Here is a 14,578-nt window from a genome sequence, read left to right on the forward strand (position 1 = left end):
GCGGGGGAGGGCCCGAGTCATGGCTGACCCGTCCACCTACCGTCCGCGGCCCGGTGAGATCCCCACCGACCCGGGGGTCTACCGGTTCCGCGACGAGCAGGGCCGCGTCATCTACGTCGGCAAGGCCAAGAGCCTGCGGCCGCGGCTGAGCTCGTACTTCCAGGACCTCGGGAACCTCCACCCGCGCACGCACCAGATGGTCACCACGGCCGCCTCGGTCGACTGGACGGTCGTCAACACCGAGGTCGAGGCGCTCGCGCTCGAGTACTCCTGGATCAAGGAGTTCGACCCGCGGTTCAACGTCAAGTACCGCGACGACAAGTCCTACCCGTGGCTCGCGGTCACGGTGGGCGAGGAGATCCCGCGCGTCCTGGTGATGCGTGGCGCCCAGAAGAAGGGCGTGCGGTACTTCGGCCCGTACGGCCACGCGTGGGCGATCCGCGACACCGTCGACACGCTGCTGCGCGTGTTCCCCATGCGCTCGTGCAGCGCCGGCGTCTTCAAGCGCGCCAAGGCCGCCGGGCGTCCGTGCCTGCTCGGCGACATCGGCAAGTGCTCGGCGCCCTGCGTCGGTCGCGTCTCGCCCGACGAGCACCGCGACATCGTCAACGACTTCCTGTCGTTCATGGGCGGCCAGACCGCCGGGTTCGAGCGCGGCATCGAGCAGCGCATGCGCGACGCCGCGGCCGATCAGGAGTACGAGCTCGCCGCCAAGTACCGCGACGACCTCATGGCGATGCGGCGCGTCCTGGAGAAGCAGTCGGTCGTGCTGCGCGACGGCACCGACGCCGACGTCCTCGGCTTCGTCGACGATCCGCTCGAGGTCGCCGTCCAGATCTTCAACGTCCGCGGGGGCCGCATCCGCGGGCAGCGCGGCTGGGTGGCCGACAAGGGCGACGACGCCGGCCTGCCCGAGCTCGTGCAGAACGCCCTCATGACCCTCTACGCCGATGTCACGCCGTCGGCGATCCCGCGCGAGGTGCTCGTGCCCGAGTTGCCGGCCGACCACGACGCCGTCGCCGAGCTGCTCACCGAGCGACGCGGGGCGAAGGTCACGGTGCGAGTCCCGCAACGCGGCGACAAGCGCGCCCTGCTCGAGACGGTCGAGCAGAACGCCAAGCAGGCCATCGCCCGCCACAAGCTCAAGCGCTCCGGCGACCTCACCACCCGCAGCCGCGCCCTGGAGGAGATCCAGCTGGCGCTCGACCTGCCCACGCCGCCGCTGCGGATCGAGTGCTTCGACGTCTCGAACCTGCAGGGCACCGAGATCGTCGCGTCGATGGTCGTCTTCGAGGACGGCCTGCCGCGCAAGTCCGAGTACCGCCGGTTCACCGTGCGTCACGAGGGCCAGAGCGACGTCGCCGCCATGCACGAGGTCATCACCCGCCGGTTCGCCCACCACCTGCGCGCGGTCGAGCGCCAGGGCGAGGACGCCGAGCCGGGGATCGACCCCGAGACCGGCAAACCGCGCCGGTTCGCCTACGCCCCGTCGCTGGTCGTGGTCGACGGTGGACCGCCGCAGGTCGCGGCGGCCCAGCAGGCCATGGACGCCCTCGGCATCACCGGCGTGGCGCTGTGCGGCCTGGCGAAGCGCCTCGAGGAGGTCTGGCTGCCCGACGACGAGGACCCCGTGATCCTGCCGCGCACCAGCGAGGGCCTCTACCTGCTCCAGCGCGTGCGCGACGAGGCGCACCGGTTCGCGATCACGCACCACCGCCAGCGCCGCAGCAAGTCGATGGTCGAGAGCCTGCTCGATCCCGTCCCCGGACTCGGCGAGACCCGCCGCCGCGCGCTCATGAAGCACTTCGGCTCGGTGAAGAAGCTGCGCGCCGCGACCGCGGAGGAGATCACCATCGTCCCCGGGATCGGCCCGGCTACGGCAGAATCCATCGTGGCGGCACTCCACGAGGGGGAGTCGCCGGCCCCGGCCGTCAACATGGCCACCGGCGAGATCCTGGAGGATGAGACCCGACCATGACCAAGCTCACCGAGTTCGTCCTCGTCACCGGGATGACCGGCGCCGGCCGCAGCACCGCGGCCAAGGCGCTCGAGAAGCTCGGCTACTACGTGGTCGACAACCTGCCCCCGGGCATGCTCAACGACCTCGTCAGCTCGGTCGACGCGGCCGAGGACATCGACCGGCTCGCCGTCGTCGTCGACTCGCGCTCCCGCACGTTCTTCTTCGGCCTCGTCGACGCGATCGAATCCGTCCACGACCTCGGTGTCCGCGTGCGCACGCTCTACCTCGAGGCCGCCGACGAGGTGCTCGTCCGCCGCCAGGAGGCGGCGCGCCGCCCCCACCCGCTGAGCCGCCAGGGCCGCCTCATGGACGGCCTCGTCCGCGAGCGCGAGCTGCTGCGCACGATTCGCGGCCGTGCCGACCTCGTCATCGACACCAGCCGGCTCAACGTGCACCAGCTGGCCCACCGGGTCCGCCAGGCCTTCGAGGTGGAGGACGAGCGCGGCCTGCACGTCACGATCGTGTCGTTCGGCTTCAAGTACGGCATCCCGATCGACGCCGACATGGTCGCCGACATGCGCTTCCTGCCCAACCCGTTCTGGGTCGACGACCTGCGTCCCCTCAGCGGCCAGGACGAGCCCGTGCGCGAGTACGTCTACAAGCAGGAGCGGTCGCAGGAGTTCCTCGACCGCTACGTCGAGCTGCTCTCGATGATCACCAACGGCTTCCTGCAGGAGGACAAGCTCTTCCTCACGGTCGGCATCGGCTGCACCGGCGGCCGCCACCGCAGCGTCGCGATGGCCGAGGCCCTCTCGGAGCGACTTCGCACGCGCGACGTCCGGACGCTCGTCGTCCACCGCGACCTGGGACGCGAGTGACCACCGAGCGGGCCGGGGGGCCCGCCGTGGTCGCGCTCGGGGGAGGGCACGGCCTGGCGGCCACGCTGTCGGCGCTGCGGCACGTCACGAGTCGGCTCACCGGCATCGTCACGGTCGCCGACAACGGCGGCTCGTCGGGGCGCCTGCGCACCGAGTTCGGCATCCTTCCGCCCGGCGACCTGCGCATGGCGCTGGCGGCCCTGTGCGGCGACGACGACTGGGGCCGGGCGTGGGCCGAGATCCTGCAGCACCGGTTCGGGGGAGCGGGCCCGCTCGCCGGCCACCCCGTCGGCAACCTGCTGCTCGCGGCGCTGTGGGACATGGAGCGCGACCAGGTCGCCGGCCTCGATCTCGTGGCCGAGCTCCTCGGCGCGCGCGGCCGCGTGCTGCCGATGGCCAACATCCCGCTCGACATCGAGGCCGACGTCGACTTCGGCCCGCCCGCCCGGATCGAGGTCGTGCGCGGCCAGGCCGAGGTCGCCACGACGCCCGGACGGATCCAGGCCGTCCGACTGGAGCCCGGCGACCCGCCGGCGTGCCCGCAGGCCGTCGCGGCGCTCGAGGCCGCCGACTGGGTCACGATCGGGCCCGGCTCCTGGTTCACCAGCGTCATGCCCACCCTCCTCGTGCCTCAGCTGCGCCAGGCGCTGCTGCGCACGCCCGCGAAGCGCGCCCTCGTGCTCAACCTCGTGGCACAGCCGGGGGAGACCGAGCACCTGACGCCCGAGGAGCACCTCGAAGTGCTCGCGGCGCACGCGCCCGACCTGCGCCTCGACGTCGTCGTGGCCGACACCCGCGCCGCGCGCGACGTGGACGCCCTCACGCGGGCCGCCGCGCAGCTGGGCGCGGGCCTCGTCACGGCCGACGTCCGCTCCACCGAGCAGGCCGACCAGCACGATCCGGCCGCGCTGGCCGAGGTCTTTGCCACCACGTTCGCCCCCGCGTCACCAGCCCGGGCATAGAGTGGCCCGAGCGGGCTACTCGGGACCGCTGGACTGGAGGCTGATGACGTAATGGCGATGACGGCTCAGGTGAAGGCGGAAGTGGCCCGCATCCCCGTGACGAAGGCGTGCTGCCGCAAGGCCGAGGTCTCGACGACGCTGCGCTTCTCCGGGGGCCTGCACATCGTCTCGGGCCGCATCGTGATCGAGGCCGAGCTCGACACCGCCGCCGCCGCGCGTCGCCTGCGTCAGGAGATCGCCGAGGTCTACGGCCACGAGAGCGAGATCATCGTCCAGCAGGGCGCCGGGGTCCGGAAGACCACGCTCTACGTCGTGCGCATCGCGCGCGGAGGCGAGCTGCTCGCCCGCCAGACCGGCCTCGTCGACGGTGGCGGCCGCCCCGTCCGCGGCCTCCCTCCCCAGGTCGTCTCGGGTCCCTCGTGCGACGCCGTCGCCGCGTGGCGCGGCGCGTTCCTGGCCCGCGGCTCCCTCACCGAGCCGGGTCGATCGTCCGCGCTCGAGATCGGCTGCCCCGGCCCCGAGGCCGCCCTCGCGATGGTGGGTGCCGCCCGGCGCGTCGGCGTCTCGGCCAAGGCCCGCGAGGTCCGCGGTGGCGACCGTGTCGTCATCCGCGACGGCGAGGCCATCGGCGCGCTCCTCACCCGACTGGGCGCCCACGAGACGCTGCTGGCGTGGGAGGAGCGTCGGATGCGCCGCGAGGTGCGCGCCACCGCCAACCGTCTCGCCAACTTCGACGACGCCAACCAGCGCCGCTCGGCCCGCGCGGCCGTCGCCGCCGGCGCTCGCGCCCAGCGCGCGCTCGACATCCTGGCGGAGGAGGTGCCCGACCACCTGCGCCTCGCCGGCGAGCTGCGGGTGCAGCACCGCGAGGCCAGTCTGGAGGAGCTCGGCCAGCTGCACGAGCCGCCGCTGACCAAGGACGCGATCGCGGGCCGGATCCGCCGCCTGCTGGCGATGGCCGACAAGCGGGCGCACGACCTCGGGATCGACGACACCGAGGCGGGGCTCAACCCCGATCAGTACGCCGACGGTTGAGATCTCGCGAGCGGCGACGCCCGGTGCGATGTGACGGGCGCTCTCGGTAGGGTGAGGACGTAACGAGACTTCCACCCGGCAACCCAGGAGCAACCCGTGACTGTTCGCGTAGGCATCAACGGATTCGGCCGCATCGGCCGTAACTTCTTCCGCGCGGTTCGTGCCGCCGGCACCGACGTCGAGATCGTCGCCGTCAACGACCTCACCGACAACAAGACGCTGGCCACCCTGCTCAAGTACGACTCGATCCTGGGTCGCCTCGACGCCGACGTGAACTTCGACGACACGGCGATCTACGTGGGCGACCAGAAGATCGTCGCCTTCGAGGACCGCGATCCCGCGAACCTCGACTGGGCCTCGGTCGGCGCCGACATCGTCGTCGAGTCCACGGGCTTCTTCACCGACGCGACGGCGGCCAAGGCGCACATCGACGGCGGCGCGAAGAAAGTCATCATCTCGGCCCCGGCCAAGAACGAGGACATCACGATCGTCATGGGCGTCAACGACGACCTGTACGACCCGAGCGCCCACACGATCATCTCGAACGCCTCCTGCACCACGAACTGCCTCGCGCCGATGGCCAAGGCCCTCAACGACGGCATCGGCATCGAGCGTGGCCTCATGACCACGATCCACGCCTACACGCAGGACCAGAACCTGCAGGACGCCCCGCACAAGGACCTGCGTCGCGCCCGCGCCGCCGCCCTCAACATCGTCCCGACCTCCACGGGCGCCGCGAAGGCCGTCAGCCTCGTGCTGCCCGAGCTGAAGGGCAAGCTCGACGGCTACGCGCTGCGCGTCCCCACCCCCACCGGCTCGGCCACCGACCTGACGTTCACGGCCAGCCGTGAGACCTCGGTCGAGGAGATCAACGAGATCGTCCGCAAGGCCGCCGAGGGCTCGACGTACCTCAAGTACAACGAGGACCCGATCGTCTCCACCGACATCGTCACCGACCCGCACTCGTGCATCTTCGACGCGCCGCTGACCAAGGTCACCGGTGACCTCGTGAAGGTCGTCGGCTGGTACGACAACGAGTGGGGCTACTCCAACCGCCTCGTCGACCTGACGTCGCTCGTCGGCTCCTCGCTCTGAGGTCCTCCGTGAAGACGATCGACGACCTGGGCGATCTGAAGGGCAAGCGCGTCCTGGTCCGCAGTGACCTGAACGTGCCGCTCGACGGTGCCACCATCACCGACGACGGCCGCGTGCGCGCGAGCGTCCCGACGATCCAGCGGCTGCTCGACCAGGGAGCGCGCGTCCTCGTGGCCGCGCACCTGGGCCGGCCGAAGGGCGAGCCCGATCCGCAGTACTCGCTGGCGCCCGTCGCGGCGCGCCTGAGCGAGCTGCTCGGCCAGACCGTGCGCTTCGCGTCCGACACCGTCGGCGTCGACGCGCAGCGCACCGCCCAGGAGCTCAAGAACGGCGAGGTCGCCCTGCTGGAGAACGTCCGGTTCAACGCCGGCGAGACCAGCAAGGACGACGCCGAGCGCGGCGAGTTCGCCGACCAGCTCGCGTCGCTCGCCGACGTCTTCGTCTCGGACGGCTTCGGCGTCGTCCACCGCAAGCAGGCCAGTGTGTACGACGTCGCCGAGCGGCTGCCGTCGGCCGTCGGCGGCCTCGTGCAGGCCGAGGTCGAGGTGCTCCAGCGCCTCACCGAGTCGCCCGAGCGGCCGTACGCGGTCGTGCTCGGCGGCTCGAAGGTCTCGGACAAGCTGGGGGTCATCGACCACCTGCTGACCAAGGCCGACACGCTCGTCATCGGCGGCGGCATGGTCTTCACGTTCCTCGCGGCCCAGGGCCACGGGGTCGGCTCCTCCCTGCTCGAGCAGGACCAGATCGAGGTGGCGAAGGGCTACCTCGAGCGGGCGCAGGAGCTGGGCGTGTCGATCGTGCTGCCCACCGACGTCGTCGTGGCGCCGGAGTTCAAGGCCGACGCCCCGGCCACCACCGTCACGGTGGACGCGATCCCCGACGACCAGATGGGCCTGGACATCGGCCCCGAGTCGGCCGAGGCGTTCGCCGAGGTCGTGCGCGGTGCGAGGACGGTGTTCTGGAACGGCCCCATGGGCGTGTTCGAGATGGCGGCGTTCGCGGCCGGCACCCGCACGGTGGCGCAGGCGCTCACCGAGGTCGACGGCCTGTCGGTCGTCGGCGGCGGCGACTCGGCCGCGGCCGTGCGCCAGCTCGGCTTCAGCGACGACCAGTTCGGTCACATCTCGACCGGCGGCGGCGCGAGCCTGGAGTACCTGGAGGGCAAGACCCTGCCGGGCCTGGCGGTACTGGAGGAGAACGCATGAGCGAGCGCCAGCGAGCGAACATGAGGACACGAATGACGGCACTGCCACACTGCACTTCTCCCAAGGCGGTGGCGTCATGAGCCGTACGCCCCTGATGGCGGGCAACTGGAAGTCCAACCTGAACCACCAGGAGGCGGTGGTCCTGGTCCAGAAGCTGGCGTGGACCCTGTCGGACAAGAAGCACGACCACGCCAAGAGCGAGGTCGTCGTGATCCCGCCGTTCACCGACCTGCGCAGCGTGCAGACGCTGATCGACGGCGACAAGCTGCCGATCGGCTACGGCGCCCAGGACGTCTCGGCGCACGACGGCGGCGCGTACACGGGCGAGATCTCGGCGGCCATGCTGGCCAAGCTGGGCTGCTCGTACGTCGTCGTCGGCCACTCCGAGCGTCGTGAGTACCACGGTGAGTCGGACGAGCTCGTGAACGCGAAGGCCGCCAAGACGCTCGCGGCGGGCATGACGCCCATCGTGTGCGTGGGCGAGGGCCTCGAGGTCCGTCAGGCCGGCGAGCACGTGGCGTACACGCTGGCCCAGGTCGACGGCTCGCTGGCCGGCTTCACGGCCGAGCAGGTCGCCGGTCTCGTCATCGCGTACGAGCCGGTCTGGGCCATCGGCACGGGCGAGGTCGCCACTCCCGAGGACGCCCAGGAGGTCTGCTCGGCCATCCGTGGACGACTCGCGGAGACCTGGGGTACCGAGGCGGCCCAGCAGACACGTATCCTTTACGGCGGATCGGTCAAGGCGGCGAACGTGGCCGCGATCATGGCGAAGCCCGATGTCGACGGAGCGTTGGTCGGCGGGGCGAGTCTGGTCGCGGAGGAGTTCGCCGGGATCGCCCGGTTCTACGACATGCCAGACCTCCAGGGGTCCTGACCGAAAGGGAGCGACGTGGTCATCGCGTTCTCCGTGCTGCTCGCCCTGAGCAGCCTGCTCATGATCGTCCTCGTGCTGATGCACAAGGGCCGAGGCGGCGGTCTCTCCGACATGTTCGGCGGCGGCGTCTCGAGCTCGCTCAGCGGGTCGTCGGTCGCCGAGCGCAACCTCGACCGGATCACCATCGGCGTCGCCGTCGTGTGGGTCGTGTGCGTCTTCGCGCTCGGCCTGCTGCTGAAGGTCAGCAACTGATGGCCGCCGGAGCGATTCGCGGCAGCCGCATCGGCGCCGGCCCCATGGGCGAGGCCGAGCGTGGCGAGGCCGCACCGCGCCAGGCCGTCTCGTACTTCTGCACGAACGACCACGCGGTCACGCTGAACTTCGCCATCGAGGCCGAGGTGCCGGTGGAGTGGGACTGCCCGAAGTGCGGCATGCCCGCCAGCATGGACTCGGACAACCGGCCCGACGCGCCGAAGACCGAGCCCTACAAGACGCACCTGGCCTACGTGAAGGAGCGCCGCTCCGAGACCGAGGCCGCCGACATCCTCAAGGAAGCCCTCGACACCCTGCGCAGCAAGCGCAAGACCGGCGAGATCATCTTCTGAGCACCATCTGAGAAGGCCCGTCACCCTGCGGTGACGGGCCTTCGTCATGCCGGGCCGCCGGAGGAGGCGGTGAGCTGTCAACCTCAACGGAGCCCCATGCGGTTGACGGCCAACCGGGGAGCGCGGGGAAGGGTTGAGGACTCACCGCGCCCTCAGCGTCCCGGCTCAGCGCGGCAGCTTCGAGGCCGCGGCGGTGTCGAGGAACCACAGGGTCTCCTCGAGGCCGCGGGCGCCGGCGGCGGGCGCCTCGTCGATCGGGGTGCCGCTCATCGCCTTCGCGACGGCCTCGGCCTTGTCGGCGCCCGACACGACGAACCAGGTCGCCCGCGTGTGGTTGAGCGCCGGGTAGGTCAGCGTGATGCGCTGCGGCGGCGGCTTGGGGGAGTCGAAGACCTCGACGGCGCGACGCTCGGTCTCGTGCACCTGGGGGTGGCCGGGGAAGAGCGAGGCGATGTGGGCGTCCGGCCCGACGCCGAGCAGCACGACGTCGAACGGGTCCTCGGGCAGCGTCTTCGCGTAGGCGTCGGCGGCGTCGGCCATCGACAGGTCGCAGCCGTGCGCGGGCATGGCGTGCACGTGGTCGGCCGGGACGCCGAGGCGGTCGAGGAAGCCCTCGCGCGCCTGGCGGTCGTTGCGGTCCTCGTGGCCCTCGGGGACGAAGCGCTCGTCGCCCCACCAGTACTCGGCGCGGGTCCAGTCGGCGTTCTCGCCGGACAATCGGCCGTAGATCCTCCCGGCGATGGTGCCGCCAGTGAGCACGATCCGCGGCGGCCGGCCGGCGGCGGTGACCGACTGCACGCGGGCGGCCAGCTGGCGTGACACCGCGAGGGCGAGGTCGTTCGCGCTGTCGAAGATCTGGATCGTCATCGGCTCATCGGTCCTTTCCGGTGACCAGGTGCTGCAGGGTCTCGCCGTAGATCTCGTCGGCGTCGAGGCGGCGCAGGTCCTCGGCGAGCAGCTCGGGGATCGTGCGGCGTCGGATGGGCACGATGCGCGGCGACGATCCCGGCACGCTGAACTCGCAGGCCATCTCGTCGGTGCGCCGGATGTCGATGTCGCCCACGTCGGTGAAGAGCGTGACGCGCTGGATCTGCGAGCCGGAGTCGTCGTCGACGAACTCGATCGGCACGCCGAGGCGGCACTCGAGCCAGGCCTGCAGCAGCACGGCGACGGGGTTGATGTCGTCGGCCAGGATGCGGCCACCGGTGGCCGACCCCGAGGTCTGGTCGAGCGCGGCGGCCAGCAGGGCGCGCCACAGGGTGAGACGGGTCCACGCGAGGTCGGTGTCGCCCGGGTCGTAGCCGGGCGCGAGCTTGTGCAGCCACTGCACCGGCGCCGGCGTGCGCTCGGAGTCGGTGAGCCGGCGTCGAGCCAGGCGGCCGATCGGATCGAGCGACGGCTCCAGCGGGCCCACGCCGGGCCACCAGACGACCACGGGGGAGTCGGGCAGCAGCAGGGGGAGCACGGCGGACTCCGCGTGCTTCACGAGCGGGCCGGACATGCGCAGGAGCACGGACTCGCCCGGGGACCCGGCGCCGACGCGCACGCGAGCGTTGAGGCGCGGCTTGCCCCGCCCGTCGCCCAGGATCACGCCCAGGACGCGGGAGGGGTGCTCGTGCTGCAGCACGTTCGCGGCCTTCATCGCCTCAGCGACGTTCTCGTCGTCGGTGACGATGAGGAACGTGAGCACCATGTCCATCGCGGGACTGCCCGCGAGCGAGCGTCCCTTGGTCAGGGCCTTGGCCACCGACGCGGCGTTGGTGTCCTCGAGGGTCAGGTCCATCAGGGTCGCCTCCAGACGCGGCCGTCGCGAGCCAGCATGTCGACCGCGGACTGCGGGCCCCACGTGCCGGCCTGGTAGGTGTCGATCGTGCGCTTGCGCGACCAATGCTCGATCACCGGATCGAGGATCTTCCAGGACAGCTCGACCTCCCGGTGCTGCGGGAACAGCGGCGGGTCGCCGAGCAGCACGTCGAGGATGAGCCGCTCGTACGCCTCGGGGCTGCTCTCGACGAACGAGCCGCCGTAGACGAAGTCCATGTTGACGTCGCGGATCTCCATCGTGGTGCCGGGCACCTTGGCCCCGAACCGCATCGTGACGCCCTCGTCGGGCTGGATGCGCATCACGAGGGCGTTGTGCCCGAGCTCGGTCACGTCGTTGCTCTCGAAGGGCAGGTGCGGCGCCTTCTTGAACACGACCGCGACCTCGGTGACCCGCCGGCCCAGTCGCTTCCCGGTGCGCAGGTAGAACGGGACGCCGGCCCAGCGGCGCGTCTCGATGTCGAGGCGCAGCGCGGCATAGGTCTCGGTGAGGGACTTCGGATCGGTGCCCTCCTCCTCGAGGTACCCGACGACGGGCTGACCGCCCGCCCAGCCCTCGACGTACTGCGCGTGCGCCGAGTGCTTGTCGAGGTCGGCGGGAAGCCGCAGGCTGCGCAGGACCTTCTGCTTCTCGACCCGCAGGCTGGAGGCGTCGAACGCGACGGGCTCCTCCATCGCCACGAGGGCCAGCAGCTGGAGCAGGTGGTTCTGGATGACGTCGCGGGCGGCGCCGATGCCGTCGTAGTAGCCCGCGCGCGAGCCGATGCCGATGTCCTCGGCCATCGTGATCTGCACGTGGTCGACGTACTGGGCGTTCCAGACGGGCTCGAACATCTGGTTCGCGAACCGCAGCGCGAGGATGTTCTGCACCGTCTCCTTGCCCAGGTAGTGGTCGATCCGGAAGACCGACTCGGACTCGAAGACGTTGCCGATCAGCTGGTTGAGCTCCTTGGCGGACTCGAGGTCGTGCCCGAAGGGCTTCTCGATGACCACGCGGCGCCAGCCCGTGCCGGGCTTGGCCAGTCCGTGCTCGTCGATCTTGGACACGACGGTGGGGAACAGGCCCGGCGGGATCGACAGGTAGAAGGCGTGGTTGCCGCCCGTGCCCTGGCGCTCGTCGAGCTTCGTGAGGGTCTTGGCCAGCTCCTCCCACGCGTCGTCGTCGTCGAATTGCCCCGGGACGAACTTGATGCCGGCGGCCAGCTGCTTCCAGACGGTCTCGCTCCACTCGGTGCGGGCGCCGGCCTTGGCGGCCTTCTTCAGCAGCGCGGCGAACGTGCCGTCGCCCCAGTCGCGACGGGCGAAGCCGACGAGGCCGAAGCCCGGCGGCAGCAGGCCGCGGTTGGCCAGGTCGTAGATCGCGGGGATCAGCTTCTTGCGCGCGAGGTCGCCCGTGACGCCGAACATCACGACGGTGCAGGGTCCGGCGATCCGGGGAAGGCGGCGGTCGCGCGGGTCGCGCAGTGGGTTGGGGCTCATGCCAGGGCGTCCTTGATCGCGGCGAGTCCGGCCTCGAGGTCGTGCAGGTGCAGGCGCAGCACGGGCCGGCCCTTGTCGCGCAGCACCTGGGCGTCGCCCGCGGCCTGCGACTCGATGAACTGGCCGAGGGTGAAGTCGCGTCCGGGCACCGGCAGGTCCTCGGCCGGGTCGCACGTGACCTGCAGGAAGACGCCGACCGGTGTCCCGCCCTTGTGGTACTGGCCGGTGGAGTGGAGGAAGCGCGGGCCCCAGCCGAACGTCACCGGCCGGGAGAGGCGGGCGGCCAGCCGCGGCGCGAGGGACTCGAGGCCCTGGAGCGCCCAGCGGTCGAGGTACAGCTGCAGGGCGAGGTACTCGCGGTCGCCGACCTGCTGCAGCAGCTCGCCGATCGCGTCGGCCACGCTCGTGGCGGACGAGCCGTAGACGTCGGCGACGTCGCCACGGTGGTCGGGCTCGGGCAGCGAGGCGTCTCCGCCCAGCAGCTCGCGCGCGGCGGCCTTGGCGCTCTCGACGTCGGGCTGGTCGAACGGGTCGATCGAGAGGATCCGCCCGGCGACGGCCGTGGCGACCTCCCAGATGAGGAACTGACCACCCAGCGAGCCGTGCACGGCGGCCGACCACGGCTGGGACGGCAGGTCCTCGGTGCCGACGTGGACGACGATCTCGTCGGACGTGACGGGGTCGCCGGGGGAGAGGGCGACGACGGGCAGGATGCCGGTCTCGTCCTTGCCGGTCGACTCCGCGACGAGCTGCTCGATCCAGTCGCCGAGCCCCCGTCCGTCGTGGTCGAACAGGACGACCTTGTCGACGCCCTCGCGCGCGGCGACGCCGAGCAGGGCGCCGAGCCGCAGTCCGTCGTTGGAGGCCGCGTCGTCCTCGAGATCGGCGACGACCTGGCCGGCCTGGTCGAGCAGCGCCGCGATGTCGGCGCCGGCCAGACCGCTCGGCACGAGACCGAACGCGGTGAGCGCCGAGTAGCGGCCGCCGACGTGCGGATCGGCCCGGAACACGCGGTAGCCCGCGGCCGTGGCCTGCTCGTCGAGCGGGGAGCCCGGGTCGGTGACCACGACGATGTGGGCGGACGGGTCGAGGCCGGCGTCGGTGAACGCCTGCTCGAAGATCCGGCGCTGGCTGTCGGTCTCGACCGTGCCGCCGGACTTGCTCGACACCACCACGACGGTCGCCTCGAGGTCGTGGATCGCCGACCCCACCATGTCGGGCTGGGAGGAGTCGAGCACGTCGAGCTCGACGCCCTCGGCCGCGCAGATGACCTCGGGGGCCAGCGACGAGCCGCCCATGCCGCACAGGACCACACGGCTCACGCCGCGCCCGCGCAACTCGTCGCGCAGGGCGACGATGTCGGGGACGAGCGCGCGCGAGGACTCGTGCAGGGTCACCCACGACAGGCGGATCGCCGCCTCCGACTCCGCCTCGGGACCCCACAGGGTGGGGTCCTCGGCGAAGAGCCGTGACGCGAACCGCTCCGCGACGAGAGCCTCGACGGCACTCTCGACCGACTCGTGCTGGGGTGTCTGGATGCGGAGCCGGTTCGTCATCGTCAGTCCTTGTGGAGCTCGGCCTTGACGGTCTCGAGGAGCTCGGCCCACGAGTCGTCGAACTTCTGGAGTCCTTCGTCCTCGAGCTTCTCGACCACCTCGTCGTACGAGATGCCCTGGGCCTCGAGGTCGTCGATCACCTGCTGGGCCTCGGCCGCGCGTCCGGTGACCGTGTCGCCGCGAACCTCACCGTGGTCGGCGAAGGCCTCGAGCGTCTTCTCGGGCATCGTGTTGACGGTGCCGTCGACGACGAGCTCGGTGACGTACATCGTGTCGGGGTAGGCCGGGTCCTTGACACCCGTGGAGGCCCACAGCGGGCGCTGCGGGTGGGCGCCCTTCGCGAGCAGCTCCTTCGCGCGGTCGGAGCCGAAGACCTCCTGGTACGCCGCGTAGGCGAGCCAGGCGTTCGCCAGGGCGGCCTTGCCGCGCAGCGGGCTGTCCTCGGGGAGGCGCCCGTCGACCTCGGCGTCGACGCGGCTGACGAAGAAGGAGGCCACCGAGTGGATCTTCGACAGGTCGCGACCCTCTGCCGCGGCCTGCTCCAGTCCGTAGAGGTAGGCGTCCATCACGCCGCGGTAGCGCTCGAGCGAGAAGATCAGCGTCACGTTCACGCTGATGCCCTTCGCGATCGCGGCCGCGATGGCCGGCAGGCCCTCGCGCGTGGCGGGGATCTTGATGAGCAGGTTCTCGCGGTCGATCTCGCTCCAGAGCCGCTCGGCCATCTCGACGGTGCCGTCGGTGTCGCGGGCCAGGCCCGGCTCGACCTCGATCGAGACGCGGCCGTCGAAGCCGCCGGTGGCGTCGTGGACGGGCTTGAGCACGTCGCAGGCGTCACGGACGTCGGTCGTGGTGAGCGCGAAGACCGTGGCGTCGATGTCCGCGCCGGAGGCCTTGAGCTCGGCGACCTGCTTCTCGTAGCGCTCGCCCTTGGCCAGCGCCGAGGCGAAGATCGTCGGGTTCGTCGTGACGCCGACGACGCTGCGCTCCTTGACCAGGTCGGCGAGGTTGCCGGTCTCGATCCGCTCGCGGGAGAGGTCGTCGAGCCAGATCGACACCCCCGCGTCGCTGAGTGCCTTCAGTCGTTCGGTCATGTCGATCACTCCTGTGA

At 71.3% G+C, this 14,578-nt stretch carries 14 protein-coding genes; 9 read left to right on the plus strand and 5 right to left on the minus strand.

Annotated features, from left to right (window positions below; translation table 11 throughout):
• Window positions 1-19 precede the first annotated feature (19 nt).
• From uvrC to ACGWYL_RS12670, 9 genes are all read left to right on the plus strand, one after another.
• Window positions 20-1,978 (plus strand): excinuclease ABC subunit UvrC, encoded by a 1,959-nt coding sequence (gene uvrC / locus ACGWYL_RS12630; protein WP_179424800.1) that lies wholly within the window; start codon window positions 20-22, stop codon window positions 1,976-1,978.
• A complete protein-coding gene (gene rapZ / locus ACGWYL_RS12635) occupies window positions 1,975-2,838 on the plus strand; it encodes an RNase adapter RapZ (RefSeq protein WP_179424798.1) in 864 nt (287 codons plus the stop codon). Before uvrC ends, rapZ begins: the two co-directional genes overlap by 4 nt.
• Window positions 2,835-3,800 (plus strand): uridine diphosphate-N-acetylglucosamine-binding protein YvcK, encoded by a 966-nt coding sequence (yvcK, locus tag ACGWYL_RS12640; RefSeq protein WP_395487351.1) that lies wholly within the window; start codon window positions 2,835-2,837, stop codon window positions 3,798-3,800. The genes rapZ and yvcK overlap by 4 nt, the downstream gene beginning before the upstream one ends.
• Window positions 3,801-3,851: 51 nt before the next feature.
• The gene (gene whiA / locus ACGWYL_RS12645; protein WP_179424794.1) at window positions 3,852-4,835 is read left to right on the plus strand and encodes a DNA-binding protein WhiA; all 984 of its coding nucleotides are present in this window, start codon (window positions 3,852-3,854) and stop codon (window positions 4,833-4,835) included.
• A gap of 96 nt (window positions 4,836-4,931) precedes the next feature.
• Window positions 4,932-5,930 carry a type I glyceraldehyde-3-phosphate dehydrogenase gene (gene gap, locus ACGWYL_RS12650; RefSeq protein WP_179424792.1) on the plus strand — a complete coding sequence of 333 codons (999 nt, stop codon included), beginning with the start codon at window positions 4,932-4,934 and terminating at the stop codon, window positions 5,928-5,930.
• An 8-nt stretch (window positions 5,931-5,938) separates the two neighbouring features.
• Entirely contained in the window at window positions 5,939-7,135 is a 1,197-nt protein-coding gene (locus ACGWYL_RS12655) for a phosphoglycerate kinase (protein ID WP_179424784.1), read from the plus strand.
• A gap of 76 nt (window positions 7,136-7,211) precedes the next feature.
• Complete coding sequence (gene tpiA / locus ACGWYL_RS12660; RefSeq protein WP_179424782.1) at window positions 7,212-8,009, plus strand: triose-phosphate isomerase; 798 nt, start codon at window positions 7,212-7,214, stop codon at window positions 8,007-8,009.
• 15 nt (window positions 8,010-8,024) lie between these two features.
• Complete coding sequence (secG, locus tag ACGWYL_RS12665) at window positions 8,025-8,261, plus strand: preprotein translocase subunit SecG (RefSeq protein ID WP_179424780.1); 237 nt, start codon at window positions 8,025-8,027, stop codon at window positions 8,259-8,261.
• Window positions 8,258-8,614 carry an RNA polymerase-binding protein RbpA gene (locus tag ACGWYL_RS12670; protein ID WP_395487673.1) on the plus strand — a complete coding sequence of 119 codons (357 nt, stop codon included), beginning with the start codon at window positions 8,258-8,260 and terminating at the stop codon, window positions 8,612-8,614. Before secG ends, ACGWYL_RS12670 begins: the two co-directional genes overlap by 4 nt.
• 165 nt (window positions 8,615-8,779) lie before the next feature.
• On the opposite strand, the gene pgl is transcribed toward ACGWYL_RS12670, so the two are convergent.
• Genes pgl through tal form a run of 5 tightly spaced genes read right to left on the minus strand, consistent with a single transcriptional unit; the run spans window position 8,780 to window position 14,561 of the window.
• Window positions 8,780-9,481 (minus strand): 6-phosphogluconolactonase, encoded by a 702-nt coding sequence (gene pgl, locus ACGWYL_RS12675; RefSeq protein ID WP_395487352.1) that lies wholly within the window; start codon window positions 9,479-9,481, stop codon window positions 8,780-8,782.
• Window positions 9,482-9,485: 4 nt separating this feature from the next.
• On the minus strand, window positions 9,486-10,397 hold the full coding sequence (locus ACGWYL_RS12680) for a glucose-6-phosphate dehydrogenase assembly protein OpcA (RefSeq protein WP_179424774.1): 912 nt from the start codon (window positions 10,395-10,397) through the stop codon (window positions 9,486-9,488).
• Window positions 10,397-11,914 (minus strand): glucose-6-phosphate dehydrogenase, encoded by a 1,518-nt coding sequence (gene zwf / locus ACGWYL_RS12685; protein WP_179424772.1) that lies wholly within the window; start codon window positions 11,912-11,914, stop codon window positions 10,397-10,399. The genes ACGWYL_RS12680 and zwf overlap by 1 nt, the downstream gene beginning before the upstream one ends.
• Window positions 11,911-13,470 carry a glucose-6-phosphate isomerase gene (locus tag ACGWYL_RS12690; RefSeq protein WP_395487353.1) on the minus strand — a complete coding sequence of 520 codons (1,560 nt, stop codon included), beginning with the start codon at window positions 13,468-13,470 and terminating at the stop codon, window positions 11,911-11,913. Before ACGWYL_RS12690 ends, zwf begins: the two co-directional genes overlap by 4 nt.
• A 2-nt stretch (window positions 13,471-13,472) precedes the next feature.
• Window positions 13,473-14,561, minus strand: a complete 1,089-nt coding sequence (tal, locus tag ACGWYL_RS12695) for a transaldolase (RefSeq protein WP_269306692.1) — start codon at window positions 14,559-14,561, stop codon at window positions 13,473-13,475.
• Between the last annotated feature and the right edge of the window lie 17 nt (window positions 14,562-14,578).

The organism is Aeromicrobium sp. JJY06, from assembly GCF_044069275.1.
Lineage (GTDB): Bacteria > Actinomycetota > Actinomycetes > Propionibacteriales > Nocardioidaceae > Aeromicrobium > Aeromicrobium tamlense.